At 69.0% G+C, this 26,690-nt stretch carries 26 protein-coding genes and 1 riboswitch; of the genes, 11 read left to right on the forward strand and 15 right to left on the reverse strand.

Going from position 1 to position 26,690, the window contains the following annotated elements; translation table 11 throughout:
* Positions 1-115: 115 nt before the first annotated feature.
* Positions 116-949: an SGNH/GDSL hydrolase family protein gene (locus ACZ5ZX_RS13730; RefSeq protein ID WP_465502330.1), complete on the reverse strand. Its 834-nt coding sequence runs from the start codon at positions 947-949 to the stop codon at positions 116-118.
* A 273-nt stretch (positions 950-1,222) separates the two neighbouring features.
* Here ACZ5ZX_RS13730 and ACZ5ZX_RS13735 point away from each other — a divergent pair, with 273 nt between their 5' ends.
* Complete coding sequence (locus ACZ5ZX_RS13735; RefSeq protein ID WP_465502331.1) at positions 1,223-1,942, forward strand: DUF3159 domain-containing protein; 720 nt, start codon at positions 1,223-1,225, stop codon at positions 1,940-1,942.
* Positions 1,943-2,050: 108 nt separating this feature from the next.
* On the opposite strand, the gene ACZ5ZX_RS13740 is transcribed toward ACZ5ZX_RS13735, so the two are convergent.
* Both ACZ5ZX_RS13740 and ACZ5ZX_RS13745 read right to left on the reverse strand, forming a co-directional pair.
* Positions 2,051-3,007, reverse strand: coding sequence for an N-acetylglucosamine kinase (locus ACZ5ZX_RS13740; RefSeq protein ID WP_465502332.1), 957 nt, complete (start codon positions 3,005-3,007; stop codon positions 2,051-2,053).
* A complete protein-coding gene (locus ACZ5ZX_RS13745) occupies positions 3,004-4,047 on the reverse strand; it encodes an SIS domain-containing protein (protein ID WP_465502333.1) in 1,044 nt (347 codons plus the stop codon). Before ACZ5ZX_RS13745 ends, ACZ5ZX_RS13740 begins: the two co-directional genes overlap by 4 nt.
* A gap of 140 nt (positions 4,048-4,187) precedes the next feature.
* Between ACZ5ZX_RS13745 and ACZ5ZX_RS13750 the strand changes: the two genes are divergently transcribed.
* Both ACZ5ZX_RS13750 and ACZ5ZX_RS13755 read left to right on the forward strand, forming a co-directional pair.
* A complete protein-coding gene (locus ACZ5ZX_RS13750; RefSeq protein ID WP_465502334.1) occupies positions 4,188-4,943 on the forward strand; it encodes a GntR family transcriptional regulator in 756 nt (251 codons plus the stop codon).
* Positions 4,944-5,123: 180 nt separating this feature from the next.
* On the forward strand, positions 5,124-6,629 hold the full coding sequence (locus ACZ5ZX_RS13755; RefSeq protein WP_465502335.1) for an MFS transporter: 1,506 nt from the start codon (positions 5,124-5,126) through the stop codon (positions 6,627-6,629).
* A gap of 56 nt (positions 6,630-6,685) precedes the next feature.
* Here the strand turns inward: ACZ5ZX_RS13755 and ACZ5ZX_RS13760 are convergent, their stop codons facing one another.
* Positions 6,686-7,627, reverse strand: a complete 942-nt coding sequence (locus ACZ5ZX_RS13760) for a threonine ammonia-lyase (protein ID WP_465502336.1) — start codon at positions 7,625-7,627, stop codon at positions 6,686-6,688.
* Between the two features lie 150 nt (positions 7,628-7,777).
* Between ACZ5ZX_RS13760 and ACZ5ZX_RS13765 the strand changes: the two genes are divergently transcribed.
* Positions 7,778-8,491 (forward strand): hypothetical protein, encoded by a 714-nt coding sequence (locus ACZ5ZX_RS13765; protein ID WP_465502337.1) that lies wholly within the window; start codon positions 7,778-7,780, stop codon positions 8,489-8,491.
* A gap of 11 nt (positions 8,492-8,502) precedes the next feature.
* Here the strand turns inward: ACZ5ZX_RS13765 and thiE are convergent, their stop codons facing one another.
* Positions 8,503-9,168 (reverse strand): thiamine phosphate synthase, encoded by a 666-nt coding sequence (gene thiE, locus ACZ5ZX_RS13770; protein WP_465502338.1) that lies wholly within the window; start codon positions 9,166-9,168, stop codon positions 8,503-8,505.
* Between the two features lie 30 nt (positions 9,169-9,198).
* Positions 9,199-9,306: riboswitch (TPP riboswitch) on the forward strand.
* On the opposite strand from thiE, the gene thiO reads away from it, so the two are divergent.
* The 4 genes from thiO (at position 9,300) to ACZ5ZX_RS13790 (ending at position 11,878) form a co-directional block, all read left to right on the forward strand.
* Positions 9,300-10,373, forward strand: coding sequence for a glycine oxidase ThiO (gene thiO, locus ACZ5ZX_RS13775; RefSeq protein WP_465502339.1), 1,074 nt, complete (start codon positions 9,300-9,302; stop codon positions 10,371-10,373). (Overlaps the previous riboswitch by 7 nt.)
* Entirely contained in the window at positions 10,373-10,573 is a 201-nt protein-coding gene (gene thiS / locus ACZ5ZX_RS13780) for a sulfur carrier protein ThiS (RefSeq protein WP_465465270.1), read from the forward strand. The genes thiO and thiS overlap by 1 nt, the downstream gene beginning before the upstream one ends.
* A 1-nt stretch (position 10,574) precedes the next feature.
* Positions 10,575-11,333 carry a thiazole synthase gene (gene thiG, locus ACZ5ZX_RS13785; RefSeq protein WP_465502340.1) on the forward strand — a complete coding sequence of 253 codons (759 nt, stop codon included), beginning with the start codon at positions 10,575-10,577 and terminating at the stop codon, positions 11,331-11,333.
* A 110-nt stretch (positions 11,334-11,443) separates the two neighbouring features.
* Positions 11,444-11,878, forward strand: coding sequence for a MarR family winged helix-turn-helix transcriptional regulator (locus ACZ5ZX_RS13790; protein ID WP_465502341.1), 435 nt, complete (start codon positions 11,444-11,446; stop codon positions 11,876-11,878).
* Between the two features lie 162 nt (positions 11,879-12,040).
* On the opposite strand, the gene ACZ5ZX_RS13795 is transcribed toward ACZ5ZX_RS13790, so the two are convergent.
* The 6 genes from ACZ5ZX_RS13795 to ACZ5ZX_RS13820 all read right to left on the reverse strand — a co-directional run bounded on the left by ACZ5ZX_RS13795 (position 12,041) and on the right by ACZ5ZX_RS13820 (position 17,678).
* Positions 12,041-12,844: an ion transporter gene (locus ACZ5ZX_RS13795; protein ID WP_465502342.1), complete on the reverse strand. Its 804-nt coding sequence runs from the start codon at positions 12,842-12,844 to the stop codon at positions 12,041-12,043.
* 26 nt (positions 12,845-12,870) lie between these two features.
* Positions 12,871-13,701 carry a bifunctional hydroxymethylpyrimidine kinase/phosphomethylpyrimidine kinase gene (thiD, locus tag ACZ5ZX_RS13800; RefSeq protein ID WP_465502343.1) on the reverse strand — a complete coding sequence of 277 codons (831 nt, stop codon included), beginning with the start codon at positions 13,699-13,701 and terminating at the stop codon, positions 12,871-12,873.
* 122 nt (positions 13,702-13,823) lie between these two features.
* A complete protein-coding gene (locus tag ACZ5ZX_RS13805) occupies positions 13,824-14,249 on the reverse strand; it encodes a hypothetical protein (protein WP_465502344.1) in 426 nt (141 codons plus the stop codon).
* Between the two features lie 209 nt (positions 14,250-14,458).
* The gene (gene thiD, locus ACZ5ZX_RS13810) at positions 14,459-15,280 is read right to left on the reverse strand and encodes a bifunctional hydroxymethylpyrimidine kinase/phosphomethylpyrimidine kinase (RefSeq protein ID WP_465502345.1); all 822 of its coding nucleotides are present in this window, start codon (positions 15,278-15,280) and stop codon (positions 14,459-14,461) included.
* A complete protein-coding gene (thiC, locus tag ACZ5ZX_RS13815) occupies positions 15,277-16,920 on the reverse strand; it encodes a phosphomethylpyrimidine synthase ThiC (protein WP_465502346.1) in 1,644 nt (547 codons plus the stop codon). Before thiC ends, thiD (ACZ5ZX_RS13810) begins: the two co-directional genes overlap by 4 nt.
* Positions 16,921-16,958: 38 nt before the next feature.
* Positions 16,959-17,678 carry a LysE family translocator gene (locus ACZ5ZX_RS13820; protein WP_465502347.1) on the reverse strand — a complete coding sequence of 240 codons (720 nt, stop codon included), beginning with the start codon at positions 17,676-17,678 and terminating at the stop codon, positions 16,959-16,961.
* 155 nt (positions 17,679-17,833) lie between these two features.
* Here ACZ5ZX_RS13820 and ACZ5ZX_RS13825 point away from each other — a divergent pair, with 155 nt between their 5' ends.
* Positions 17,834-20,008, forward strand: a complete 2,175-nt coding sequence (locus ACZ5ZX_RS13825; protein ID WP_465502348.1) for a glycoside hydrolase family 15 protein — start codon at positions 17,834-17,836, stop codon at positions 20,006-20,008.
* A gap of 76 nt (positions 20,009-20,084) precedes the next feature.
* On the opposite strand, the gene ACZ5ZX_RS13830 is transcribed toward ACZ5ZX_RS13825, so the two are convergent.
* Positions 20,085-20,657: a peptide deformylase gene (locus ACZ5ZX_RS13830; protein ID WP_465502349.1), complete on the reverse strand. Its 573-nt coding sequence runs from the start codon at positions 20,655-20,657 to the stop codon at positions 20,085-20,087.
* Positions 20,658-20,815: 158 nt separating this feature from the next.
* Between ACZ5ZX_RS13830 and ACZ5ZX_RS13835 the strand changes: the two genes are divergently transcribed.
* Positions 20,816-21,124, forward strand: a complete 309-nt coding sequence (locus ACZ5ZX_RS13835) for a DUF3263 domain-containing protein (RefSeq protein ID WP_465502350.1) — start codon at positions 20,816-20,818, stop codon at positions 21,122-21,124.
* On the forward strand, positions 21,124-21,777 hold the full coding sequence (locus ACZ5ZX_RS13840) for a LytR C-terminal domain-containing protein (RefSeq protein WP_465502351.1): 654 nt from the start codon (positions 21,124-21,126) through the stop codon (positions 21,775-21,777). The genes ACZ5ZX_RS13835 and ACZ5ZX_RS13840 overlap by 1 nt, the downstream gene beginning before the upstream one ends.
* 369 nt (positions 21,778-22,146) lie before the next feature.
* On the opposite strand, the gene ACZ5ZX_RS13845 is transcribed toward ACZ5ZX_RS13840, so the two are convergent.
* The 3 genes from ACZ5ZX_RS13845 to ACZ5ZX_RS13855 form a co-directional block, all read right to left on the reverse strand.
* The gene (locus ACZ5ZX_RS13845) at positions 22,147-24,426 is read right to left on the reverse strand and encodes an AAA family ATPase (RefSeq protein WP_465502352.1); all 2,280 of its coding nucleotides are present in this window, start codon (positions 24,424-24,426) and stop codon (positions 22,147-22,149) included.
* A gap of 461 nt (positions 24,427-24,887) precedes the next feature.
* The gene (gene pssA / locus ACZ5ZX_RS13850) at positions 24,888-25,859 is read right to left on the reverse strand and encodes a CDP-diacylglycerol--serine O-phosphatidyltransferase (RefSeq protein WP_465502353.1); all 972 of its coding nucleotides are present in this window, start codon (positions 25,857-25,859) and stop codon (positions 24,888-24,890) included.
* A gap of 3 nt (positions 25,860-25,862) precedes the next feature.
* On the reverse strand, positions 25,863-26,591 hold the full coding sequence (locus tag ACZ5ZX_RS13855) for a phosphatidylserine decarboxylase (protein WP_465502354.1): 729 nt from the start codon (positions 26,589-26,591) through the stop codon (positions 25,863-25,865).
* Positions 26,592-26,690 lie beyond the last annotated feature (99 nt).

Here is a 26,690-nt window from a genome sequence, read left to right on the forward strand (position 1 = left end):
CCTTGGTTGTTGACAGGGGGGCGGGGGCCGGGTCCGGGTTGGTTCGGTTTTGGCTTGAGGGCCGATTGGTTTTTTAACCCTTATCCCAAATCACGACCAGCGGTACCGACGCGGGTCAGCTCGCGTGGTGGTGGATCGTCCGCTCGGACGGCAGCGTGACGGTCGCCGTTTCGATCTGCTCCAGCGGAAGCAGCGGCGCGAGCTGCGGGCGCTTCGGGGACAGGCCGTCGCCCATCGACTCACCCTTGAGCTGACGCCGGATCCACGGCAGCAGGTGCGCCTTCGTCCATTCGAGGTCGGAGCGGCGGGAGGTGATCCAGGTACTCGGCTCGTCGGACGCCGGCCACGGCTCGCGCCAGTCGTCGGCGACCGGGACGCCGAGGACTTCGGCCGCGCGCAGCGCGATCCGCCGGTGGGCCTCGGGGGTGAAGTGCAGCCTGTCGTCGCTCCAGGCGCGACGGTCGTGCAGCGGGTCCATCGCCCACAGATCGACCATCTTCGCGCCGTGGCGGTGGGCGATCGCCCACAGATGCGCGTTGTAGATACCGACCTTGCCGCGCAGGACGTGCATCACAGACAGGTACTTGGTGTCCGGTCCGTTGAAGATGAGCACCGGGATCCCGGCCTCGCGCAGCTTGGCGACCCCCGCCTCCAGCCGCGCGGCGACGGCGTCCACGTCCGCGCCGGGCACGATGATGTCGTTCCCGCCCGCGCACAGGGTGACCAGGTCGGGTTTCACCGCCAGCGCGATGGGCAACTGCTCTTCGAGGATCTCGTCGAGCATCTTTCCGCGGAGGGCGAGGTTCGCGTACTGGAAGTCTGGCCTGCCTTCGGCGAGGATCTCGGCGAGCCGATCCGCCCAGCCCCGAAAGGTGCCGTCGGGCAGATCGTCGTTGAGTCCTTCGGTGAAGCTGTCACCGATCGCCACGTAGCTGTCGAATCCGTACACGTTGGGTCCCCTTCCGTCCGTGTGCCCCCGGTTGATACTTGTACACCACAACTAACAGCTGAGAGCGCCCCTGCAATCCCACCTTGCTGAAACCCATGGTTCAGTCCGTTGACACAGTCTCTTATTTTGTCGGACGTCCATGCATCTCCATTACTGGGATGTACACTCCTGGGCTGCCGAGATTCACCTCAAGCAGGCGTAAAACGGACAGTGTATGTGGCGAACATCTCCCCGACCGGGTGTCGATGCTCATAGATCCGGCAGGCTGTAAGGGTGACCTATCGACCCCCGCGTGAGTCGCTCGCCCAGATCCTCGGCGGGCGGCGTGGCGCCCTCGACGCGAGCATCCCGCCCGCGGCCTTCGTCGCCGGCTGGCTGATCGCCGGCCAGTCGATCGCCTGGGGCGCCGGGGTGGCCATCGGTGTGGCGGTGCTGCTCGGTGCCTACCGGGTCGCGCGCGGTGACAAGGCCCGCGCTGTCTTGGTGAGCCTCGCCGCGGTGATCGCCGCCGCGCTGATCGCACTGCACACCGGCCGCGCCGAAGACTTCTTCCTCATCCAGCTGCTGTCCAATGTGGCCAGCGCGCTGCTGTGGGCGGCCAGCATCGTGATCCGATGGCCGTTGCTCGGCGTCGTGGTCGGGCTGGTCATCGGGCAGAAGACGCGTTGGCGCCGTGATCCCGCGCTGCTGCGCGCGTATTCGCGGGCGAGCTGGGTGTGGGTGTTCCTGCAGTACACGCTGCGTGTGGTCGTGTACGGCTCGTTGTGGTGGAGCGGGCAGGTGGTCGCGCTCGGCATCGCGCGGACGGTGCTGTCCTGGCCGCTGGTCGCGGTGACGGTCGCGGTGAGCGGCTGGGTGCTGTATCGCACGCTGCCCCCGGAACATCCCGGTCTGCGGGTCGTGGAAGGCCGGGTCGTGGAAGACGGGGGCGACGCGGACGCGGCGGGCAAGAACCCCTCCGGCTCCGAGCCCGACGGGCTACCCAGGACATAAGGCGGCCCCCGGCGAGGGGGGAGGGTCCGGGGGCCGGGTCCTACGGTACCCGGACTTCGGGCCCGGAGTCGATGGTTTGGTCTTTTAGGGACCGTTTTCGGTGTTTTTTCATCCGGCCGCCGGACGTGGTGCCCCTTCCCCGTACGCGTCGACGGCGGCGAGCCAAGCGGCACCGAGTACCCCGTCGGTGCTGGTCAGAACCTCGATTCCGGTCAGCGCGGCGCGGACTTTCGCGCCGACCGGGCCTTCCGGGGACAGCACGCCACCCACGAGGACGACCGGCGTGGTCTCGCCGGGTTCGCGCGCCGCCATGACGTTGGTCACCAGAAGCCGTGCCGCTTCGGTGGTGATCCGGTCCGCCGCCGGGTCGTTCTCCCGGTCGGCTTCGCTGACGAGCGGGGCGAATCTGGCGAGCCGGATCGGCGCCTCGGAGTTGGCGCTCGTGATGAGCGCGCGCCACACCGCCGTCCTTGCTCCGGGATCGCTCACGTCCACTGCGGACGGTCCGAGCGCTTCGGCGAGGACGGCGGTCGCGAGCGGGCCGAGTTCGTCACCCCGGCCCAGAGCATCCAATGTGGAGCGAACGGCTTCACGGCCGAGCCAGTACGCGGAACCTTCGTCACCGAGCAACCAGCCGTAGCCGCCGAAGGTGGAGACCATCCGCCTGCCGCGGATCCGGCCCGCGATCGATCCGGTGCCCGCCACGAGCACCGAACCGTCCGGCGCGGAGGTGGCCGACGCGTAGGCGACCTCCGAGTCGGGGACCGTCCGCACTGGACTGATTCCCAGGTTCTGCCAAGTGGCCGCGAAGATCTCCCCGATCGCCGGATCGCTCAATTTGCTGACGCCTGCCATGCCGACGACGCACGCCGCCGTCTCCGCCGGATCGAGCCCGCCCAGCGCGCCGGTGATCGCGCTCGCGATCCGCGAGGCGGCCTCCCTCGGCGGATGGGAGTTGGGATTCGCGCCGCCCGCGTGTCCGGAACCGAGGACGGCGCCGGAGGCGTCGACGACGATCGCTCGCGTCGACGTGCCTCCGGCGTCCACTCCGATGACGTTGGTCACCGGGTCTTGGTCACCTTCAGCAGCCCTCGGGGGCTGTCCGGGTCACCGCCGCGCGCCAGCGAAAGCCCGAGAGCGATCCGCTGGATGGGCAGGATCTCCAGAATCGGGGCCACCTCTTCGGCCGAAGGAGCGACACCGATCCGCAGCGCGGCGGGGACGTCGGCCGCGGCGGAACCGACCGCGAGCACGTCCGCCCCGCGTTTGCCGACGGCCTCGACGACCTCCTGCATCGCGCCCACTCCGTGTCCCTTGCTCGTCACCGCGAGCACGGCGGTCTCGCCGTTGACGGCGGCGACCGGGCCGTGCAGCAGATCCGCCCCGCTGTACGCGCGGGCCGCGAGGTAACTGGTTTCGGCCAGCTTCAGCGAACCCTCCAGTGCCGTGGCGTAGGAGTAACCGCGACCGGTGGTGAGCACCCGGTCGACGAAGCGGTAGCGATCCACCGCGCGCTGAACACCTTCGTCGGCGCCGTCGAGGGTCTGCTGCGCGAGTTCGCCCAGCCGCTCCGCGTCCTCGCCCTTGCCGCCGCGAACCGCGTCGATCAGAAGGTAAAGCGAAAGCAAGGTTGCGGAGTACGTCTTCGTCGCGGCGACCGCTTTTTCCAGTCCCGCGCCGATGTCGACACCGAGTTCGGCGGCCGAGCGCAGCGGCGAGTCGGGGGTGTTGGTGACCGAAACGGTCAACGCTCCCTGGCGACGCGCCGTTTCGGTGACCTCGATGAGATCCGGCGAACCACCGCTTTGGCTTACTGTGATGAAGAGAACGTCCCGCAGATCGGGACGGGCACCGTACAAAGTGGCGGTGGAGGGTGAGACGAGACCGCAGGGGAGACCGAGGAGTACTTCGATCAGGTACTTCGCATACAGGGCGGCGTGGTCACTGGAACCGCGCGCGGCGAGCAGTGCGAACCTGGGCGGGCGCTTGGAGATGGCTTCGGCCACCTCGGCGATTTCGGCCTGTCGCTCCACGATTCCTGCCAGAATGGCGGGTTGCTGGGAGATCTCCGCGGCCATGTGCTCGCCGGGGCGCTGTTCGGTCATCTCGTTCCCTTCCACCGGGACGTACCTCGTCCCCCGAGTAGGTCTAGACCAATGCTAGCCCGAATGGACGTTTGTGGTGAAGGGTACGTTTCCTAGCGGGGCAGGTGCGCGTTTGAGTGGGAAGGCTTAGGGAGTCGGTCATGTTGGAGACAACCACCGCGGGTGAGGCGGGCGCTGCAGCAGGGATGCGCGGCCAGCGCGAACCCAAGTACTGGGCGCTGAAACAGCACCTGCTCGATCTGCTCGACGCGTTGCCGCCGGGCTCGCCGATTCCGACGGAACGGGCACTGGCGGGTGAATTCACCGTTTCGCGCACCACGGTCCGCCAGGCGCTCGCCGACCTCACCGCCGAGGGCAGGCTCCACCGCGTACAGGGCAAGGGCACCTTCGCCGCCGAGCCGAAACTCGCGCAGCGCCTGCAGTTGTCGTCCTACACCGAGGACATGCACAAGCAGGGCCTCAAGCCGTCGTCGAAGCTGCTGGAGATCGACGAACTCCCGGTGGAAGCCGATCTCGCGAAACTCCTCGGAATCCGGGTCGGTGCGAAGATCCTTCGCCTTCGCCGTCTCCGGCTGGCCGATTCGCAGCCGATGGCGCTGGAGACCACGCATCTCCCACTCGGCCGGTTCCGCGGTTTGCGCAAACACGTTTCCGCAGGTGGCTCCCTGTACGCCGTACTCAGGGAGCACTACGGCGTCGAGCTCGAAAGGGCCGAGGAAACGATCGAGACAGCGCTTGCCGGACCACACGAGGCCGAGATGCTCGGTGCCGACGTCGGGATGCCGATGTTGCTCCTTTCGCGGCATTCCTTCGCCACCGACGGAAAACCGGTCGAGTTCGCCCGCGCGATCTACCGGGGCGATCGTTACAAGTTCGTCACGACGCTCTTGCCTTGAGGCGCGCTGACGGAAACGTTTCGCAGGGCGCTGGACCGAAGTCAACTCGCGTGATCTTGAAGGGCGCCCTACAAAACGTTTCCGTGGCCTTCGGCCTTAAATCTCTGACGGGTCAGGTAAATCTGGCAACGTGGCGATTTCGCGGTGGCTTGGGGGTGGCGGGCGTGCTTCAGTCGTCGTATGAGTGACGGGGTGGCGGGGATTCGGTGGGGGACGCCGGTGGCGCGTGGCGTACTCGCCACGACCATCGTGGGCTCGGGCATGGCGATGCTCGACGGGACGATCATCAACGTCGCGTTGCCGAGGATCGGCGAAGAACTCGGCGCGTCCGTCGCGGGCCTTCAATGGATCCTCGACGGCTACCTGCTCGCGCTCGCCGCGCTGATCCTCGTCGCCGGTTCACTCGGCGACCGCTACGGCCGCCGCCGGATGTTCATCGTCGGCGTCGTCTGGTTCGGGATCGCGTCCGGGCTGTGCGCCGCCGCGACGTCGACCGAGCTGCTCGTCGCGACGCGGATCCTCCAGGGAATCGGGGGAGCTTTGCTCACGCCGGGCTCGCTCGCGATCCTTCAATCGTCCTTCGCCCACGAAGACCGCGCCCGCGCGATCGGCGCGTGGTCCGGCCTCGGCGGGATCGCGGCGGCGATCGGCCCGCTGCTCGGCGGCGTACTGGTGCAGGTGTGGTCGTGGCGGCTGGCGTTCCTGATCAACCTGCCCCTGGCCGCCGTCTGCGTCCTGCTCGCCAAGCGCTACGTGCCCGAATCCCGCGACGAAGAGGCGACCGGGCATCCGGACTTCGCCGCGGCCGCCGTCGGCGCGATCGGGCTCGCCGGGCTGACCGGCGCACTGGTCGAAGCACCCGGACGCGGCATCGGCGACGTGGTCGTCCTGGTCGCCATCGTGCTCGGCGTCGCGGGGCTGGGGGCGTTCCTGGTGATCCAGCACCGCTCGGCCGACCCGCTGGTGCCGCCGAAGCTGTTCCGCGACCGGACGTTCAGCCTCGCCAACGCGCTCACCTTCGTCGTCTACGCCGCACTCGGCGGCGTGATGATGCTGATGGTCATGCAGCTGCAGGTGTCGCTGGGCTATTCGCCGACCGCGGCCGGCCTCGCCGGGCTGCCGATCACCGTCATTATGCTGCTGTTCTCCGGCCGGTCGGGCGCACTGGCGCAGCGGATCGGCCCGCGCGCGCAACTGGTCATCGGCCCGATCCTGGTCGGCGTCGGCATGCTCCTGTTGATGCGCGTCGGGCCGGGTGCGTCGTATCTCGGCTCCGTGCTGCCCGCCGTCGTCGTGTTCGGGGCCGGCCTGGCGACGGTCGTCGCGCCGGTGACCGCGACGGTGCTGGCCGCCGCTCCGGACCGGTACGCCGGTGTGGCCTCCGGGGTCAACAACGCCATCGCCCGGTCCGGCGGGCTGCTCGCGATCGCCGTGCTGCCCGCCGTCGCCGGGCTCTCCGGCGCCGCCTACACCGATCCGGTGGCGCTGACGTCGGGCTGGCGGACGGCGCTGCTGGTGTGCGCGGCGCTGGCCATCGGGGGCGGCTTGATCGCGCTCGGCATCCACAACGGCGTCCTCGCGGCACCTTCGGAGGAACCCGCCGACGAGTCGCCGCATCCGGGTGAGTGCCTTCACTGCGGGGTCGACTCGCCGCCGACGCACGTCCGCCCTTCTGTCAGGCCGTGAAGGCCTCCTTGAGGGACTCTGATTCCCTCAAGGAGGCCTTCACGGACAGACATGGCCTACTCGCCGAGGATCTCCGTCAGCGTCGCCGGGTCCAGGTTCCCGCCCGAAACGACCGAAACGACCTTCCCCTCCGGCAGCTCACCTCGATGGAACAGGTACGCGGCGGTCGCGGTGGCGCCGCTCGGTTCGGCGATCAGCCTCGCGCGGTGAGCCAGTGTCCGGACGGATGCCCGGATCTCGTCCTCGGAAACGGTGATGACGTCGTCGAGCACCGTCTGGAGATGGGCGAAGGTCAAGTCCGACGGCTGGGCGCGCAGGCCGTCGGCGATGGTCCGTGCCCGCAGGTCCATCGGCCATTCGATCCGCCTGCCCGCGCGCAGGCTTTCGGCGGTGTCGGCCGCGAGTTCGGGCTCGACGCCGATGACCTTCGCGCCGGGGAGCAGTGCCTTGATCGCCGTGCCGACACCCGAGGCCAGCCCGCCGCCGCTGAGCGGGACGAGGACGACCCCCGCGTCGGGCAGGTCCTCGGCGATCTCCAGGCCGACGGTGCCCTGTCCGGCGATGACGTCGCGGTGATCGAACGGCGGGATCATGGTGAGCCCGCGTTCTTCGGCGACAGCGAGCGCGGAGGACTCCTGAGCGTCGATCGGGACCTCGATGACTTCGGCTCCGAGCGCTTTGGTCGCTTCGATCTTGGCGCGCGGTGCGACGTCCGGAATGAGGATCACCGCTTGGATTCCGAACCGCTTCGCCGCGTAAGCGACCGCTTGCGCGTGGTTGCCGCTGGAAAACGCGACGACACCGCGGGTGCGCTGATCTTCGTCCAGCGCCGCGATCGCATTGTACGCGCCGCGAATCTTGAAAGCGCCGATCTCCTGCAGGCTTTCGGGCTTGAGCCACAACGGCGCCCACGGCTGTGGCAGCAGCGGCGTGCGCACCGCGGCGCCCTTGATCCGGCTCGCCGCGTCGCGGATTTCCTCGATTGAGACCAGTTCCATATGCCTGATTATGTCAAGGAATTGTGAATATTTGAGAGTCCTTTTTGGACAGACAAGGTGGCGCTCCTCACGTGCGGACAACGAGGGGAGCATCCCATGCGCCTTATTCGTTAGGACCGGGTGAGGATCGACTAGCTGCAGAACGGGATCATGACCAAGGAGACTTCCGAGAAGGACACCGAAAAGACCGAAAAGCAGGGGCGGATCGTCCAGGTGCTGGCGGCCGCGATGGCCGCGATCACCGCCGCGCTGCTGGGCTCCACGCTCGGCGTCGCGGGAACGGTGGCGGGCGCGGGACTGGCGAGTGTCATCACGACGCTCGGCGGCGAGTTGTACCTGCGTTCGCTGCAGCGGACGCGCGACGCCGCGTTGAAGGCGCGTGTGGTGCTGACTGTGCCGGGACGGCGCCGGGTGCTCGACCCCGCCGAACAGGAGACCGTGCGGCTGAAGCCGTCCGAAGACGGCGAAGAGCCGTCCGGGCGGAAGTTCAAGCCGCGCTGGGCGGTGATCGCCGGTGTCAGCGTCGTGGCGTTCGCGGTGGCGCTCGTCGCGATCACCGGCTTCGAAGGCGCGACGGGGAAGACCTTCGGCGGCGGGACCGGGACGACCATAGGCAAGATCATCGGTGGCGGGCAGGCGCAGGAGCAGCCGCGGGAGAAGCAAGAGGCCCCGCCGTCGACGTCCCCTTCGCAGACCCGGGACAACCAGCCCGAGACGACGCCGACGACCACGCCGACCACTCCGGCGACGCCCACGACGCCGCCATCGACCACGACGTCGGCGCCGCCTCCGACGACGCCTTCGACCACTCAGGCGCCTCCGACGACTCCGTCCGCCCCCGCCTCCGGCACCCCCGCCCCCTGACCCTCAGAGGGTCAGGCGAGGGCCGACCGGAGGGTGCGAGCGGCCGCTTCGGGGTCTTCGGCCTCGGTGATCGCCCGGACGACGACGATCCGCGACGCCCCCGCCTCCAGCACCTCGGGCAGGCGTCCGGCGTCGATCCCGCCGATCGCGAACCACGGCCGTGACGTCCCGAAGGCCGCCGTCTCGCGCACCAGACCGAGCCCGGGAGCGGACCGGCCCGGCTTCGTCGGCGTCGGCCAGCACGGGCCGGTGCAGAAGTAGTCGACGCCGGGCTCCTCGGCCGCGGCCTTGGCCTGCTCGGCCGAATGGGTGGACCGGCCGATCACCACGTCGTCGCCGAGCACGCGCCGCGCCAGCGGCACCGGGATGTCGTCCTGGCCGAGGTGCAGCACGTGCGCGCCGACGGCGAGGGCGACGTCCGCACGGTCGTTCACCGCCAGCAGTTTGCCGTGCTTCTCGCACGCTTCCGAGAGCACTTCCAGCGCCGCGATCTCATGTTTCGCCTCGATCGGGGCACCGCCGGTCTTGTCCCTCAGCTGGATGATGTCGACCCCGCCGGCCAACGCCGCGTCGGCGAATTCGGCGAGGTCGCCGCGGGCGGACCGGGCGTCGGTGCAGAGGTACAGGCGGGCGTCCGCGAGCCGGGCGCGGATCTGCGAACCAGACAGGGTGGGCATGGCGGCGACGGTACCCGCGCGCTACGGTGGGGTGGTCCGCACGGGAGCCCGAGGACGGGCTGAGAGGGAGCCGAAACCGCTCCGACCGTGGAACCTGATCCGGGTCATGCCGGCGCAGGGAGCGAGCGTTCATGAGGGAACTTTCGGTAGTCGGCGGCGGGGTCATCGGCCTGTCGGTCGCTTGGCGCGCCGCCGCGCGCGGTCATCACGTCACCGTGTACGACCCCGATCCCGGACGAGGGGCGTCGTGGCTCGCGGGCGGCATGCTGGCCCCGGTCACGGAGGCCTGGCCCGGCGAAGAGGACGTCCTCACGCTCGGCGAGGCGTCGTTGCGGCGGTGGCCGGCTTTCGCCCGTGACCTGGCCGAAGAGGGCGTCGATCCGGGCCTTTCGCCGCACGGCACACTCGTCGTCGCGCTGGACAGCGCCGACGCGGGCAACCTCGAAATGCTGGCCGCGTACCTCACCGAACTCGGCCGCGAGGTCGAACAGCTGACGGGCCGTGCGGCCCGCCGCGCCGAGCCCGGCCTCGCCGGGTCTGTCCGAAGTGGACTGCTGGTACCCGGCGATCTGGCCGTGGACAACCGAAGGCTGCTGCACGCGCTCAAGTACGCCTGCGGCAGGCACGGCGTGGAGTTCCGCCGAGAGACGGTCAGGGATCTCGGAGCCCTCGAAGGCGACGTCGTCCTCGCCGCCGGCGCCTGGACCGGACGCCTGCATCCCGCGCTCGCGGGCTCCGTCCGCCCGCTGAAGGGTGAGATCCTCCGCCTGCGGCCGCGCCGGGGTTGCCTGCCGCCGCCGGTCAGGACCGTCCGCGCGATGGTCGAGGGCCGCCCCGTCTACCTCGTCCCGCGTGACGACGGCGAGCTCGTGCTCGGCGCGACCCAGTACGAGGCCGGTTTCGACGAGACCGTCACCGCACGAGGAGTCCGCGAGCTGCTCGAAGGCGCGGAGCGCGTCTTCCCGGGAATCGCCGAATACGAACTCGTCGAGATCGCCGCCGGGCTCCGCGCGGCGAGCGTCGACACGATGCCCTTCATCGGTGAGCTGAGCGAAGGCGTCTTCGCAGCTACGGGCCACCATCGCAACGGCCTCCTGATGGCCCCGGTCACCGCGGACGCCGCGGTCGCCTGGCTGGACGGCGCGCCGTTGCCGGACGAGGTCGCGGCGGCCACGCCGTCGCGGCGAAGCGAGGAGCGGGTGTGATGGAGATCCAGGTCAACGGCCAATGGCGCGAGTTCCCCGACGGGACCACCGTCGAGGGTGTCCTCGAAGCACTCGGCACCGCCGGACAAGGCGTCGCGGTGGCGGTGGACGGCGTGGTCGTCCGGCGCGGCGAATGGCCGGAAGCCGTGGTGCGCAAGGGCGCCAGCGTCGACATCCTGACCGCGGTCCAAGGAGGCTGAAATGGACGGAGACCACCTCGTCATCGGCGAGCACAAACTCTCGTCGCGACTGATCATCGGCACCGGCGGCGCGGCGAACCTCGCCGTGGTGGAACGCGCGCTGATCGCCTCCGGCACGGAACTGACCACCGTCGCGATGCGCAAGGCCGACGCCGAAGGCGGCTCCGGCGTGCTCGAACTGCTCCGGCGGCTCGGCATCCGCTTGCTGCCCAACACCGCGGGCTGCCGGACGGCCGCCGAAGCCGTCCTCACCGCCCAGCTGGCACGTGAGGCGCTCGACACCGACCTCATCAAGCTGGAGGTCCACGCCGACGACCGCACGCTGCTGCCGGATCCGTTCGAGACCCTCGAAGCGGCCGAGCGGCTCACCGCGGACGGCTTCACCGTGCTCGCCTACACCAACGACGACCCGGTGCTGGCGCTGCGGCTGGAGGAGGCGGGCTGCGCGGCCGTGATGCCGCTCGGCGCGCCGATCGGCACCGGTCTCGGCATCCGTAACCCGCACAACATCGAGCTGATCGTGGCGCGCGCGGGTGTCCCGGTGATCCTCGACGCCGGGATCGGCACGGCGTCCGACGCGACGCTGGCGATGGAGCTCGGCTGCGACGCCGTCCTGCTCTCCACCGCCGTGACCAGGGCCGCGGACCCGGAACGGATGGCGTCGGCGATGCGTGCCGCGGTCACCGCCGGGAGGCTGGCCGCCGGTGCGGGCCGGATTCCCCAGCGGTTCTGGGCACACGCCTCCAGCCCGCCTCGATAACCCTTTTGTACGGTTCACGGCCTTCACAGCGAGTACGCACGGGGAGCCCGTATGGTTGACGGCACTTTCCGGCAGGCGCACCCGCCGCCGTGTACCCAGAGGAGCCAGTGGTGACCACGTCAGCGGTCCAGGACGTTTCGGGCAGGTTGTTCCTGGCGGTGGGCCGGTTGTCCCGGTCGCTGCGCCAGGCGGGCGTACCCGGACCCGGCCACGGGGCGATCTCGGCGCTCGCCACGCTCGTGAACTCCGGCCAGCTCCGGCTGGGTGATCTCGCGGCGAAGGAAGGCGTCGCCGCGGCGACCATGTCGAGGATCGTCGCTTCGCTGGTCGAAGCCGGGTACGTCCGCCGGGAATCGGATCCGATCGACAGGCGAGCTTGGCTCGCGGAGGCCACCGAAGAGGGCGAGCGGCTGGTGTCCGGCGTCCGGTCGACGCGCGTGAACGAGCTGGGCAAGCGCCTCGAACGGCTGACTCCGGAGCATCAGGCCGCGCTGGCGGCGGCTCTGCCCGCCTTGGAAGCCCTGATCGCGGACGACGACCGCTAAGTGTTGGTACGTAAATCGTTGCTGGTGGGCCTCAGGAGGCTGGTGTGGCGTGCCGGCCGGGATGAAGGGAACCTTCCTTCCCCTGTGTCATGCGACGAAAGCGTCCTTCGCCGCGTCTGACGCGACGAAAGCGTCCTTCGCCGCGAGTGGGCGCGCCAGTGCCTATCCCACGTTCTGACGTAGCTCCGCGACTTCGGCACGAAGGGCGCGGAGCTCGTCGAGGATCTCCTTGTTCGCCACGGCTTGGGTCTCGGCCTGCTTCGCCTCTTCCTCGCGGATGTCCTGGCGAAGCTCGTCCTCCATCCCACTGACCACGACGGCGATGAAGAGGTTCAGCACCGCGAAGCTGGACACGAGGATGTAGACCACGAAGAACACCCAGGCCATGGGTGCTTCCTTCATGATCTCTTTGGCGATGTCCGGCCACGCCTCGCCCGTCATCACCTGGAACAGCGTGAACAGTGACGTGCCGAGGTCGCCGAAGTTGTCCGGAGAGATCGCGCCGAACAGCTTCGTCGCCATCACACCAGCGACGAAGATGATCAGCGCGAGGAGCGCGGCGATCGACGCCATCCCCGGGATCGCGGTGAGCAGCCCGGTGACGACCTTCCGCATCGAGGGCACGACCGAGACCAGCCGCAGCACCCGCAGGACGCGCAACGCCCGCAGCACCGCGAACGGGCCGGTCGCGGGAATCACCGCGATGCCGACGACGAGCAGGTCGAAGATGTTCCACGGGTCGCGGAAGAACTTCGTGCGATAGGCGTAGAACTTCGCGGCCAGTTCGAGCACGAAGATCCCGAGCGCGATGTAGTCGACCGTGTGCAGCAGCGACCCGTATTCCGCGACCATCCTGGGCGAGGTCTCCAGGCCGAGGGTGACTGCGTTGAAGACGATCACCGCGATGATGAAGTTCTGGAAGCGGCGGTCTTCGACGACCTTGGCCACCGTTTCGCGTGCGGTCACGGCGCAGATCGTAACCGGCCGGGTGCTCAGCGCTCCGGCGCGAGCCGCCAGAACGCCGAAACCGGGCCGACCTTCGCGCCCATCCGGTAGGCGTTCTGTACCGCGTGTGAAACGAACCACTTGCCGTACCGGGCGGCCTCCACGACCGACATCCCCTTGGCGAGGCCTGCGGTCAGCGCCGACGCCATGGTGTCCCCGGCGCCGTGCGTGTGCTGGGTGTCGAACCGCTCGCCGGGCAGTTCGACGAACGTGGAGCCGTCGAAGAGCACGTCGACGCATTCCGGGTCGGAGACCAGATGGCCGCTCTTCACGAGCACGTACTCCGGCCCGAGCCGATGCAGGACGACGGCCGCCTGGTGCATCTGTTCGCGGGTGGTCACGGTCATCCCGGTCAGCAGCCGGACCTCGTCGAGGTTCGGGGTGAGGACTGTCGCGCGCGGCAGGAGTTCGTCGCGCAGCGCCACCAATCCGGCGTCGTCGAACAGCGGATGTCCGTGCATCGACGCCGCGACCGGGTCGACCACGAACGGCACCTTCCGGCCGCGCCCGATCTCGGCCTTGTCGCACGCGGCGGCGACGGCGTGGATGATCTCGGCCGAGGCGAGCATCCCCGTCTTGGCCGCGTTGACCCCCATGTCGGCCGCGACGGCCTCGATCTGCCCGGCGACGATCCGCGCCGGGATGTCGGTGCGGTCGTGCACCCCGAGGGTGTTCTGGACGGTCACCGCGGTGACCGCGACCAGGCCGTGCACGCCGCAGGTGAGGAAGGTGCGCAGGTCCGCCTGCAGTCCGGCGGCGCCACCGGAGTCGGAGCCTGCGATGGTCAGCGCCGACGGCGGACTCGGGTTCTCGCTCATGGGTTCATCTTCCCCCGGCTCCTCGGCGGGCGAGTGACCACCGCCCTGCCTCAGGGGGTGGGGCCGTGAAGGCCTCCTTGAGGGCCCCAGAGTCCCTCAAGGAGGCCTTCACAGCCTGGCGATCAGCTGTACGGGGTCGCGGTCGCGCAGCTCTCGGTCTTCACGGAGCCGTCGGTCCTGACGAACCGGGCACACCACAGATCCCCGGTGTAGGTGGTCACGCTGATCGGCAGCGACAGCTTGGAGTAACGGTAGGTTTCCTCGCTGCCGCCCGCTCGCCACCCGCGCGGGCCCCAGGCCTGCCAGCTGCCCTGATCGGTGTGGGTGTTGCCACTTCGCGGAGCGGCGATGAAATGCATGACGGTGCAGCCGACGCCGGTCACGTACTGGTAATAGATGATGATGTCCTGCAGGGGCGTCACGTTTTCATCCGTCTGACCCTCCGAACAGGACGGCTGCATCGCTTTCGGCTGTTCGGCGGCCGCGGCCGTTCCGGACAGGCCGAGTACGGACAGCGCGATCAAAGCGGCAGTAAGCAGCTTCCTCATGGAACCCCCAGTTGATCGATTCGATTTTCTGAACACCACGGGCAGGCCGTCGCAACCCTCGGTGGATTCTGGTCCGGTTCGAGTCGCCGAAAGCGGAACAGCTTCTTCGACGGGGAATTCCCAGGGCGTCGGGGCCTTACCGGCCGACACCGTATTGTGCCGCGCTGTCATTTCGCTGCCACGAGGCGAAAAAAGCCGAAGGGGTCGTCTCAAGCCTCGCTGAGCCGCCAGAACGGCGAAACCGGGCCCACCCCGGCGCCCAGCGGGTACGACTCCGCCACGCACCGCTCGATGAACCGTTTCCCCTCGGCGACGGCGGTCGGCACATCCGCCCCCTTCGCCAGCGAGGAAGTGATCGCCGACGCCATGGTGTCCCCGCCGCCGTGCGTGTTCCGGGTGTCGAACCGCGGCCCGCTCAGCTCGACCAACGTGGTGCCGTCGGTCAGCAGGTCCACACAGTCCTGCGCCGCGTCGAGGTGCCCGCCCTTCACCAGCACCCACTCGGAACCGAACTCCAGCAACGCTTCCGCCGCTTCCCGCTGGGTCGCGGGCCCGGTCACGGAAACGCCGGTGAGCAGCCGCACCTCGTCGAGGTTCGGCGTGATCAGCGTGGCGCGCGGGAACAACTCGGTGCGGATCGCCTCCAGCGCCTCCTCGCGCAACAAGGCGTGACCGGTCATCGAAGCGGCGACGGGGTCCACGACGAACGGCGTCTCCGTGTTCCGTCCGATGTGGACCTCGTCGAGCGTCTTGGCGACGGCGTCGATGATCTCGGCGGTGGCGAGCATCCCGGTCTTCGCGGCGTCGACACCCATGTCGGTGGCGACGGCCCTGATCTGGCCGGTGACGACGTCGACCGGGACCTCGCTGAAGCCCTGCACGCCCAGCGAGTTCTGCACGGTGACCGCGGTGAGCGCGACCATTCCGTGCACGCCGTTGGCGAAAAAGGTACGCAGATCGGCCTGGATGCCCGCACCACCGCCGGAATCGGATCCGGCGATGGTGAGGGCGGTCCTGGGGGAGGACGTCACTGATTGACCACCGGCAGGTAGACCTTGTTGCCCTGCTCGGCGAATTCTTGCGACTTCTCCGACATACCGGCTTCGATCGCTTCCACTGTGGACAGTCCGTGTTCCTCGGCGTACTTGCGGACGTCCTGGGTGATGCGCATCGAGCAGAACTTCGGCCCGCACATCGAGCAGAAGTGCGCCGTCTTCGCCGGTTCCGCGGGCAGGGTCTCGTCGTGGAACGAACGCGCGGTGTCCGGGTCCAGCGACAGGTTGAACTGGTCGTTCCAGCGGAACTCGAAGCGGGCCTTGGAAAGCTCGTCGTCCCATTCCTGGGCGTACTGGTGCCCCTTGGCCAGATCGGCGGCGTGCGCGGCGATCTTGTAGGTGATGACGCCGGTCTTGACGTCGTCGCGGTTCGGGAGGCCGAGGTGCTCCTTGGGCGTGACGTAGCAGAGCATCGCCGTGCCGTACCAGCCGATCTGCGCCGCGCCGATGGCCGAGGTGATGTGGTCGTACCCCGGCGCGATGTCGGTCGTGAGCGGGCCGAGGGTGTAGAACGGCGCCTCGCCGGTCAGCTTCTCCTCGAGTTCGACGTTCTCCTTGATCTTGTGCATCGGCACGTGGCCGGGGCCTTCGATCATCACCTGGACGTCGTGCTCGCGGGCGATGTGGGTGAGCTCACCCAGCGTTTCCAGTTCGGCGAACTGCGCACGGTCGTTCGCGTCGGCGATCGAGCCGGGGCGCAGGCCGTCGCCGAGGGAGAAGGTGACGTCGTATTCGCGCAGGATCTCGCAGAGTTCGGCGAAATTGGTGTACAGGAACGATTCCTTGTGGTGCGCGAGGCACCAGGCCGCCATGATCGAGCCACCGCGCGAGACGATGCCGGTGACCCGGCGTGCGGTCAGCGGGATGTAGCGCAGCAGCACACCCGCGTGCACGGTGACGTAGTCGACACCCTGTTCGCACTGCTCGATGATGGTGTCGCGGTAGACCTCCCACGACAGCTTTTCCGGCTCACCGTCGACCTTTTCCAGCGCCTGGTAGATCGGCACGGTGCCGACCGGGACCGGCGAGTTGCGGATGATCCACTCGCGGGTCTCGTGGATCCGCTTGCCGGTGGAGAGGTCCATGATGGTGTCGGCGCCCCAGCGGGTGGCCCACACCATCTTGTCGACCTCTTCCTCCACCGAGGACCAGACGGCCGAGTTGCCCATGTTGGCGTTGATCTTCACCAGGAAGTTCTTGCCGATGATCATCGGCTCGCTCTCCGGGTGCTTGCGGTTGGCCGGGATCACCGCGCGGCCGCGCGCGACCTCGTCCCGCACGAACTCCGGCGTGCAGCGTTCTCGCGCCGCGATGTACTCCATCTCGCGGGTGATGACGCCCTGTTTCGCCCAGCCGAGCTGGGTGTTGTGCTCGCGTCCGTCGGCCCAGCCCGCGCGCAGCCGGTGGAGTCCACTGTGGACGTCGATCTTCGGGTCCGTTTCGGTGTACGGACCGGAGGTGTCGTAAACATCGAAATGCTCGCCGTTCGAAAGGTCGATCCGCCTCGCGGGGACCCGGAGACCGGATTCCGTCTGGTGATAGACCTTGTGGGAACCGGTGATCGGCCCGGTGGTCACGGTCGGCGTGATGTTCCGGGCGTTCTCAAGCGTCGTCAACGACGTTCACTCCCTACGCCGGCATTACCCGGTCAGGTTCATGCGGTCGGCGGCGCCGGGTCTTCCAGAAAAAAGACTCCAGCCGCCCTCTCAGCCCGCCATGGCGCGAGCTCCCGCGGTTGTTTGGTTGTGCCCCGACCATGCCACGCCGGGCCACGGACAATCAACCCTCCAAGGCGACGGTCACTGGAGAAGCCGACCAGAACACCGCCGGACGTGCGCTCCAGCCATCGCTTGACGCGATCGCGACGCAGCCACTCGCCCAGCCGGGTGACCAGCAGGGCGAGGGGCGAGAACCAGACGATGTCGACGGCGATCCACACCGCGACGCACAGCAGCAGCGGCCATGGTCCGGCGTCGGCGGGGACGAACTGGGGGAGGAACGAGATGGCGAACACGCCCGCCTTCGGATTGCTGACGTTGATCAGGAAGCCGGACCGGAAGCCGCGGGCGGCGGGCTCCTCGTCGTCATCGGCGGGCTTGTGGAAGAAGAGGGCCTTGATGCCGAGGTGGATCAGGAAGGCGGCGCCTGCGACGCGCAGGACGTCGTAGGCGATCTGCGAAGCGATGAGGAGCGCGGTGAGACCGAACACGGCCGAGAGGCCCCAGAACGCGATGCCCGCTTCGATGCCCGCGATAGTGGCGAACGCGTTCCGGCGCGAACCTTTCGCCGACTGCTTGATCAGCATCACCGTCGCCGGGCCGGGGACCATCGCGATGAGGAAGGCGGCGGGGATGAACGCCAGCAGGTTCGGCATCCCCCGATCGTTCGACACGGGCCTGCGCCGGGCAACGTATTTTCCTGAGTCGATATATCGACAGTGTTACCGGTTCACCGGTTTGGAGCATGTGTCCGCACGGCGTTCACGACAGAATGCGGAGGCTCTGCACCGTTACAGAACCTGGGGTTGATATGCGAAAGATCGTGCTCCCGGCACTGGCAGGCGTGCTGATCGCCGGGCTGGTCCCGGCGGCGGCGTCGGCACAGGGCGGTGAGGCGCCCGGTGCGCCCGGCGCCCATCCGAGCTGGCTCCCGGCGAACAAGACCGGCTTCGGCACCGCCCGTGACCGGGCGAGCAACATCTGGTTCACCCTGCAAGGCGGACGCCTCTCCGAGGTCTACTACCCGGATCTGTCCACGCCGAGCGTCCGCGCGCTCGACCTCGTCGTCACCGACGGGAAGAGCTTCGCCGCCGTCGATTCGTCGGCCAAGGCGCAGCAGGTGCGGCGTACCGGCGCCGACGGCCTGACGTATGAGCAGACCATCACCGACGACCAGCGCCGCTGGAAGCTCCGCAAGACCTACGTCACCGACCCGGCGCGCGCGAGCGTGCTGATCGACGTCGACTTCGTCTCGCTGACCGGCCGCCCGTACCAGGTGTACGCGGTCGCGGACCCCGATCTCACCAACGAGGGATCCGACGACTCCGCACGCACCGACGGGGTGAACGCGGTCGCATCCGACGCGAAGACGGCGGCCGCGCTGACCGCGGAACCGGCGTTCTCACGCACTTCCGTGGGTTACGCGGGTTCCTCCGACGGCCTCACCCAGCTGACGAAATCCTTCACACTCAAGGACTACGCGAGCGCGGCCAAGGGCAATGTGCTGCTCACCGGGCAGACGTCCGCCGACGGTGTCCGCTCACGGGATTTCACGCTCACGCTCGGTATGGGCGCGAAGGACTCCGACGCCCTCGCCAACGCGAAAGCCTCACAAAGGCGCGGATTCGCCGATGCCGCACGGGCGTACGACCGCGGCTGGAAGCAGTACCTCCGCCAGGTGAAGGACGTCCCGTCGTCCCTGAAGACCAAGCAGGAACGCGACCTCTACAAGGCGTCCGTGCTCATGCTCGCGGCGAGTGAGGACAAGCTCCATCAGGGAGCGTTCATCGCGTCGCCGAGCATGCCGTGGCGGTTCGGCGACAATGACCCGGAGTGGTCGCCGTCGGGCACGTATCACCTGGTCTGGCCGCGCGACCTCTACCAGATCGCGACCGGACTGCTCGCCGCCGGCGACCGGGACGCCGCGAACCGGTCGGTCGACTACCTGTTCGGCACCCAGCAGTTGCCGGACGGCCATCTGCCGCAGAACAGCCACGTCGACGGCACGCCGTACTGGACGTCCATCCAGCTCGACGAGACCGCGCTGCCGATCGTGCTCGCGCAGCAACTCGGCCGTACCGACGCCAAGACCTGGGAGCGGGTGCGCAAGGCGGCGGAATTCCTGTTGTCGTACAAGGCGGACAACGGGCACGCCTCGCCGTACAGCCAGCAGGAGCGCTGGGAAGAACAGGACGGCTACTCGCCTTCGACGATCGCCGCGGTGATCGCCGGACTGGTCTGCGCGGCCGACCTCGCCAAGGCGAACGGCGCCGCCGCCGACGCGAAGCGCTACCTCGACACCGCCGACGCGTTCAAGGCGAAGCTCGCCCAGTGGACCGTCACCACGAACGGCCCGCTGTCGAAGGACCCGTACTTCGTCCGGCTGACCAAGGACGGCAACGCGAACAACGGCACGAAGTACAACCTGGGCAACTCCAGCGTGACCATGGACCAGCGTGCCGTGACCGACGCCGGTTTCCTCGAACTGGTGAGGCTGGGCATCTACCGGGCCGACGACCCGGTGATCCGCAACAGCATCGAGGTCACCGACGCCGACATCGCCTTCACCACTCCGACGGGTCAGTTCTGGCACAGGTACACGAAAGACGGATACGGCGAGAAGGCCGACGGTTCGCCGTGGGACTACACGTTCCCGGCCGAAAGCCGGACCACTTTCGGGCGACTGTGGCCGCTGCTCGCGGGTGAACGCGGCGAGTACGACCTCGCCGCCGGCGACCGGGGTACGGCGGCGAAGCGCCTTCGCGACCTCGGTCGTGTCAGCAGTTCAGGGGACACCATGCCGGAACAGGTGTGGGACGAAAACGCGCCTTCGGGGCAGACGGGCTTCCCTGCCGGCACTCCGACGGCGTCCGCGACCCCGCTGGCCTGGACACACGCCCAGTATCTCCGGCTCGCGTGGTCGGTGCAGTCCGGGAAGGTGATCGAACAGCCGCGGGTGGTGCGCTGCCACTTCCTGGGCTGCTGACCCTCGCGTAGATGCCATGAAAGGTCCTTTCCTTGCAAAATTTGCGAGGAAAGGACCTTTCATAGCGCGCTGGAGGTCAGTCGTCGGCGGGTTCGGGCTGAGCCTCGGGGAGCCACGAGTTGCCCGGCACACCCCACTTGTTCGACTTGAGCATCTTCTTCGCGGCCCGCGCGTGACGGCCGACCAGCCGGTCGAGGTAGATGAAGCCGTCCAGGTGATCGGTCTCGTGCTGCAGGCAGCGCGCGAAGTAGCCGGTGCCCTCTACCTCGATCGGATTACCGTCGACGTCGAAGCCGGTGACCTTCGCCCACGAAGCGCGCCCTGTCGGGTACGACTCGCCGGGTGCCGAGAGACAGCCTTCCCAGTCGTCGTCCGGGTCCGGCATCGTCTCCGGGATCTCGGACGTCTCGAGCTTCGGGTTCACCACGACGCCCTTGTGGCGAGTGCCCTCGTCGTCGGGGCAGTCGTAGACGAACACTCGCAGGTCGAGGCCGATCTGGTTGGCCGCGAGGCCGACCCCTTCGGCGGCGTACATGGTCTCGAACATGTCGTCGATGAGCGTGCGCAGCTTGTCGTCGAACTCGGTGATTTCCCGAGTCGGGTTGTGCAGCACGGGCTCGCCGGCGATCACGATGGGATGGACGGTCACGGGCGCAGTTTAGTCGGACCCTTCTGGTAGACCCTTACCCATGACGCGCCGACGTCGATACCGAGGCCGGGCGCCGGATCCGTGGTCTAATGGCGCCGCGGAATGACAAGCCTGTGGTTTCACGCCCGCCGAGCACTGACCTGATTGCGAGGAGTCGGATGGACGCCGCGGAGTCGATGGCCGAGCCCGACCAGCCGTCCCCGTCGGAGACCGTGCACGGCCTCAGCGAGCGCGAGCTCGACATGCTCGCTTTCGAACGGCAGTGGTGGAAGTACGCCGGCGCGAAGGAACAGGCCATCCGCGAACGTTTCTCGATGTCGTCGACGCGGTATTACCAGCTGCTGAACCGGCTGCTCGAGAAGACCGAAGCCATGCAGGCCGATCCGATGCTGGTGAAGCGCCTGCGAAAGACGCGAGCGGCCCGGCAGCGCAATCGCGCGGCCCGGCGACTGGGGATCGATCTCTGATGAGTCTGTTTTCGGGTCTGTCCCGGCCGATGAAGGCCGCCGGATTGGCCTTGGTCGGTGTCGCCGTGATCGCCGCCGTGATCGGCGGGATCACCCTGGCCACCGGCGGTGGTGATTCGGACACCGCCACCCCGCCGGGGACCACCCCGACGACCTCGGACGGCGGGGTCTCGCCGTCGTCACCGGCACCGGGTTCGCCGCCCGCCAGTTCGCCGCCCGCCTCGTCGGCACCGCCGTCGAACCCGCCCGCGAGTTCGGCGCCGCCGTCGAGCCAGCCGGGGCAGCCAGGGCAAACGGGCCAGCCCGGTCAGCCGGGGCCGGGTCAGCCCGGCGGCGACCAGCAGGCCTCCCACAAATGGGTGACCGTGCGCGTCTACAACAACAGCACGATCCAGGGGCTGGGCGAGCAGGCCGCCAAGGACTTCCGCGCCTCCGGATGGAACGTGACCGACGTCCACGGCTACCAGGGCAAGCTGCCCGCGACAGCGGCCTACTACCGGCCGGGCACCGACGAGGAAGCGGCCGCGAAGGCCTTGGCGCTGGAGTTCGGTTTCCAAGCCCAGCCGAGGTTCGCGGAAATCCAGAACGCGGCGCCTGGCGTGATCGTCATCGTCACCAAGGACTACAAGGCCAACGACAAGAGTGGCTCTTAGAAGAACAGGAAGGCCCCCTTCCTTGCGCTACACGCAAGGAAGGGGGCCTTCCTGTACTTATTGAGGGCAAGGCAAATATGACGTGAGCTCCTCGTTGAGGCGGGGGGCGCGACTGTCCACAAGGGACACCGTTCGAAGAGTCGATGTCCGATTGATGTCGCCATGTGCGGTTCCGTGTGGGGGTCGTGAGTGGCGAATAGGGTTAGAACCCTCATCGTCACTCACGACCCCCACCAGGAACCGCACAAACCACTCAAGTCGGACAGTCTTCTTTGGGAAGGTGTCCCTTGTGGACGCTGGGGCGCGGCCTGGCTTCCGTCGGTCAGCCCGGTCCCGCGCCGGGGCACGCCATGTTTGCCTTGCCCCTACTTATGCCTGTGCCTGCGCGTAGGCCTCCAAAGCCGCCAGCTGGGCCGGGTCGAGTGACGGCCGCACCGCCTCCGCCGCCTTCGCCAGATGCGCGGCGGTGACCTCGCTGGCCTCCAGCGACTCCCGCATCGCGGTCAGCGCGGCCTCCCGGATCAGTGCCGCGCAGTCCGCCGCCGAGTAACCGTCCAAAGTGGCCGCATACGCCGCGAGGTCCACATCGGACGCGAGCGGCGTGTTCTTGGCGCTGGCGGCCAGGATCGCCTCGCGTGCGTGCGCGTCCGGCGGCGGGACGTAGACGCGGCGCTCCAGCCGTCCCGGCCGCAGCAGGGCCGGATCGACTAGTTCCGGCCGGTTCGTCGCGCCGAGGACGATGACCTCGCGCATCGGCTCGACACCGTCCAATTCGGTCAGCAGTGCCGCGACGACCCGATCCGACACGCCGGAATCCGAGGACTGGCCGCGGCGCGGGGCCAGCGCGTCGATCTCGTCGAGGAAGATCAGCGACGGCGCGGCCTCGGCGGCGCGGCGGAACAGCTCCCGCACCGCGCGTTCGGACTCGCCGACCCATTTGTCCATCAGTTCGGCGCCCTTGACCGCGAACACGTTCAGCGCGCCGGTGCCGGCGAGCGCACGCACCAGATACGTCTTGCCGCCGCCGGGCGGTCCGTACAGGAGCACGCCGCGCGGCGGGTCGACACCGAGGCGCGCGAACGAGTCCGGATAGCGCAGCGGCCACAGCACCGTCTCGGTGAGCGACTGCTTGACGTCGGTCATGTTGCCGACGTCGTCGAGGGTGAGGCCCCCGGTGGCGAGAGTGTCCGAAGTGGACATCGAGATCGGGCGGACGGTGGTCAGCGCGTCGAGCAGGTCCTGCTGGGAGATCCGCGGTTCGTCGGCTTCCCGTTGCCGCAGCGCGGCGCGAAGGGCGGCGTCACGGCGAAGAGCGATGAGGTCAGCCGCGACGAAACCGGGCGTGCGCTCGGCGATCGGGCCGACGTCGATGCCGGTCTCCAGCGGGGCGTCGCGCAGCAGGACACGCAGCAGTTCCGTGCGGGTCTTGGCGTCCGGGAGCGGCAGGCCGAGTTCGCGGTCGAGCAGGTCGGCCGCACGCAGCCGCGGATCGGTCGATTCGGCCCGGCCGGTGGTGGCGATGACGGCGAAACCCTTGCCGCGCAACGCTTTGCGCAGGTCATCGAGGACGACCGTCGCGAGCGGGGGCGGCTGGGACGCGGGCAGCAGGGCGTCGATGTCGGTGATCAGCAGGACGGCGGGATCCTCGTCGCGAGCAGCCTCCGCGATCGCCTCGCGCAGCCGCGCGGCGGCCACGTTCGGTTCGAGGACGGCGATGTTCGGCGCCGCGAGCGAGACCACCCGCACCTTTTCGGCCTGCGCCACGGCGCGGACCAGCGTCGCCTTGCCGACCCCTTCCGGGCCGGACAGCAAGACCCCGAGATGCGCCGACGCCCCCAGTTTGGCCAGCAGTTCCGGTCGGTGAAAGGCCAGGTCGAACCACTCGGCGAGCTTGCGCGCGGCCGACTCGGATCCGGCGAGGTCGGCCAGGGGCGGCACGGACTCCTCGGCCACTTCGTCGAGCTGCTCGTCCTCGACGATCTCGGCGTCGATGAAATCCTCGTGCGGGGTGGCGGGGGTGCTGCGCACCAGCGTGGTCCCGGCACGGGCCGGTGCGGCGGCCGGCGCGGCCTCGCCGGTGCGGGCGCCGTCGCGCCAGCTGACCACAGTGGACGGTCCGACGGCCACCGGGCCCGACGGTTCGGTCGCGGTGACGGTGAGCAGTTCGTTCGTCCACGTCATCCCGATGGCGCGGGAGAGCTGGCCGCGGACCGCGGAGACGTCGGAGCCAGGCGCGGGCGCGAGATCCTGCGGGAGCAGGGAAACCGCGTCGCCGACGGTCAGCACCTTGCCGATCAGGGCGAGCCGCAGCGTATGCGGGGAGAGGGACACGCTCGCCATCCGCGAGCCCGAGACGGTGACCGTCTTCGCCGCCGACACCTCCGCCGGCGCGACGACCACCTCCGACCCCTCGGTCACGCCGAGGTTCGACATCGTGACGTCGTCGAGGAGGATCACTCCCGGGACCCCCTCCGCGTCCGACGGGGCCGCCAGCGCGGAACTCACCCGCGCGCCGGTGACGCGGACGGCGTCCCAGGCCATCAGGCCGAGCGCGTCGAGGACTTCGGGGTGCAGCCGGACGACGCCGCGGCGGGAATCCAGGGCGGACGGGGTGTGCCGGACGGTCAGCGTGATCTGGGGTGCGCTCACCCCGCCACCTTATCGACGCGGGGCGGTGGCGGAGGCCTGCTGGCCACCGTGGTCGACCGGATGTCGCGAAAGCCTCTTTGAGGGACTCGTCTTTGTCTGCCTACTGGTGTGGAGCTTGTGCGGGTCGCCGGTCCACCGGTCGTGATCGAGAGGTGAGACCGGGGGCCGCCACCCTCGTCCAGGTCAGGCGTAGGTACCCAAATACGGGTTCCCCTTCGAGACGCCTGGTGTCCCAAAAGAAGCTTTCGCGACACCCTGCGTTCCTGGCGCCCCTCAAGTTGTCCACAGCTTCACCCACTTGTGGACAACTCCGGCCTCCGGCCCCCGTTTTCCCGGGTCCCGTCAGACACCCCCGATACGCTGGGCGCGGGGCCGTCCCCCAGGGACGGGCGGGGGGGCTGGGAGCGGGGCGATCACACCTGGGCAAAGGCCGAGCGCCTGCCTCGAGGTCCTGGCGCGGGTCAGCGTTTCCGCAGGCCCATCCGGCGCCATGAGCGGCGCCGCGGGCCTCGGCCGTTGTCCTGGTCCTTCTCGTGGGTGATGGTGCGCGGAGCGCGTGCGACGTGCTGTTCGCCCCGCTGCAGCCGGACGCGCTGAGCGGCACCGGCCACCACGCGCCGCAGCGGCGGGCGCAGGCCGAGACGGCGGCGGCTCGTGCTCCGCCGGATCGCCCGCCGTTCCCTCGGCGGCGCCATCCACGCCTCCGGGTGCTTGGCGAGCCAGCGCTGCCGGTACACCGAGTACGGGATGTGCGCCAGGTACAGGATCAGCGCGATCGCCAGCGCCACCAGCGGGAACTGAATGATCGCGGCGGCCAGCAGGCCCACCCCGACCAGCAGCGGCGCGATCGCCTTCGGCGGCGCCTTCACCGTCTTCAGCGAGAGCGTCGGGATCCGGCTGATCAGCAGCGCGGCGACGGCGATCGTCCACACCCACACCATGTACTGATGCGACCACCAGCCCTGCCCGAACTGCAGCTCCAGGATCAGCGGCAGCATCGCCAGCAGACCACCGGCGGGCGCGGGCACCCCGACGAAGAACTCACCCGCGTACGGCGGCTGCTCGGTGTCCTCGATCAACGTGTTGAACCGCGCGAGCCGCAGGATCATGCAGACCGCGAAGATCAGCGACGCCACCCAGCCGATCCGCTCGCCTTCGGCATGCCAGACGTAGAGCACCAGCGCGGGCGCGACACCGAACGAGATGCCGTCGGACAGCGAGTCGAGCTCCTGCCCCATCTTCGACGTCGCGTCCAGCAGCCGCGCGATCCGGCCGTCCAGGCTGTCGAGCACCGCGGCGATCCCGATCGACGCGATCGCCATCGGATAGTTGCCGATCAGCGCGAACTGCACCGAGGACAGACCGGCGCACAGGGCGAGCACCGTGATGGCGTTCGGCAGCAGCCGGACACCGGGAGTGGTCACACGGACCATGGATCAGCCTTCCGGGTGCGGCGCCGTGGGCAGCTCGGCGATCGGGGTCTCGCCGCCGATCGTGCGCTGGCCCTTCGAGACGAGGACCTTGCTGCCCGGCGGCAGGTACAGGTCGACTCGGGAGCCGAAGCGGATGATGCCGTACGTCGAACCGACGCCGACCTTGTCGCCCTCGCGGATCTCACAGAGGATGCGCCGGGCCACCAGCCCGGCGATCTGCACCACGACGAGCTCGTGGCCGTCTTCGGTGCGCATGAGCACGGAGTTGCGCTCGTTGTCGTCGCTCGCCTTGTCCAGGTCCGCGGACAGGAACTTCCCGGGCCGGTAGGCGACCCGCTCGATCACGCCGGACGCCGGGATCCGCTGGACGTGCACGTCGAACACCGACAGGAACACGCTCACCCGCATCCGCGGTTCGGCGGGCAGCCCCAGCTCGGGCGGCGGCACGGCCTCCTCGATCAGCGAAACCAGACCGTCCGCCGACGCGACCGCCAGGCCGGACTGGGCGGGCGGGACGCGCTTGGGCTCACGGAAGAACGCGGCCGTGGCGGCCGTCGCGAGCGCGCCGACGACGCCGAGGCGCTTGGAGAACTTCCGCAGCACCAGCGTCGCGGCGAGACCGCCGAACACGAACGGCCTGCCGGCCGGGTGCATCGGCGGGACGGTCTCGCGCGCCAGCTTCACGGCGTGCGTGAGTGGGTTTCCAGTGGCTTCCGGCCGGTTGCCGCTCATTGGTCGGGTTCACCGCAGTTCGTGTCGGGGGTGTGGGGTCTTGGAAGAGCCACCACGCTACCGCCCTGTCCAGGACAGGCCCGTGGCCTCCCCCGGAAG

It is taken from the genome of Amycolatopsis sp. NPDC033938 (genome assembly GCF_055575975.1).

Excerpts from the sequence above, each read along its gene's own strand:
- ACZ5ZX_RS13745 (WP_465502333.1), bottom strand. The coding sequence starts at position 4,047 with ATGACCGAACAGCGCCCCGGCGAGCACATGGCCGCGGAGATCTCCCAG.
- ACZ5ZX_RS13750 (WP_465502334.1), top strand. The coding sequence starts at position 4,188 with ATGTTGGAGACAACCACCGCGGGTGAGGCGGGCGCTGCAGCAGGGATG.
- ACZ5ZX_RS13755 (WP_465502335.1), top strand. The coding sequence starts at position 5,124 with ATGAGTGACGGGGTGGCGGGGATTCGGTGGGGGACGCCGGTGGCGCGT.
- ACZ5ZX_RS13760 (WP_465502336.1), bottom strand. The coding sequence starts at position 7,627 with ATGGAACTGGTCTCAATCGAGGAAATCCGCGACGCGGCGAGCCGGATC.
- ACZ5ZX_RS13765 (WP_465502337.1), top strand. The coding sequence starts at position 7,778 with ATGACCAAGGAGACTTCCGAGAAGGACACCGAAAAGACCGAAAAGCAG.
- thiE (WP_465502338.1), bottom strand. The coding sequence starts at position 9,168 with ATGCCCACCCTGTCTGGTTCGCAGATCCGCGCCCGGCTCGCGGACGCC.
- thiO (WP_465502339.1), top strand. The coding sequence starts at position 9,300 with ATGAGGGAACTTTCGGTAGTCGGCGGCGGGGTCATCGGCCTGTCGGTC.
- thiS (WP_465465270.1), top strand. The coding sequence starts at position 10,373 with ATGGAGATCCAGGTCAACGGCCAATGGCGCGAGTTCCCCGACGGGACC.
- thiG (WP_465502340.1), top strand. The coding sequence starts at position 10,575 with ATGGACGGAGACCACCTCGTCATCGGCGAGCACAAACTCTCGTCGCGA.
- thiD (WP_465502343.1), bottom strand. The coding sequence starts at position 13,701 with ATGAGCGAGAACCCGAGTCCGCCGTCGGCGCTGACCATCGCAGGCTCC.
- ACZ5ZX_RS13805 (WP_465502344.1), bottom strand. The coding sequence starts at position 14,249 with ATGAGGAAGCTGCTTACTGCCGCTTTGATCGCGCTGTCCGTACTCGGC.
- ACZ5ZX_RS13820 (WP_465502347.1), bottom strand. The coding sequence starts at position 17,678 with ATGCCGAACCTGCTGGCGTTCATCCCCGCCGCCTTCCTCATCGCGATG.
- ACZ5ZX_RS13825 (WP_465502348.1), top strand. The coding sequence starts at position 17,834 with ATGCGAAAGATCGTGCTCCCGGCACTGGCAGGCGTGCTGATCGCCGGG.
- ACZ5ZX_RS13835 (WP_465502350.1), top strand. The coding sequence starts at position 20,816 with ATGGACGCCGCGGAGTCGATGGCCGAGCCCGACCAGCCGTCCCCGTCG.
- ACZ5ZX_RS13840 (WP_465502351.1), top strand. The coding sequence starts at position 21,124 with ATGAGTCTGTTTTCGGGTCTGTCCCGGCCGATGAAGGCCGCCGGATTG.
- pssA (WP_465502353.1), bottom strand. The coding sequence starts at position 25,859 with ATGGTCCGTGTGACCACTCCCGGTGTCCGGCTGCTGCCGAACGCCATC.
- ACZ5ZX_RS13855 (WP_465502354.1), bottom strand. The coding sequence starts at position 26,591 with ATGAGCGGCAACCGGCCGGAAGCCACTGGAAACCCACTCACGCACGCC.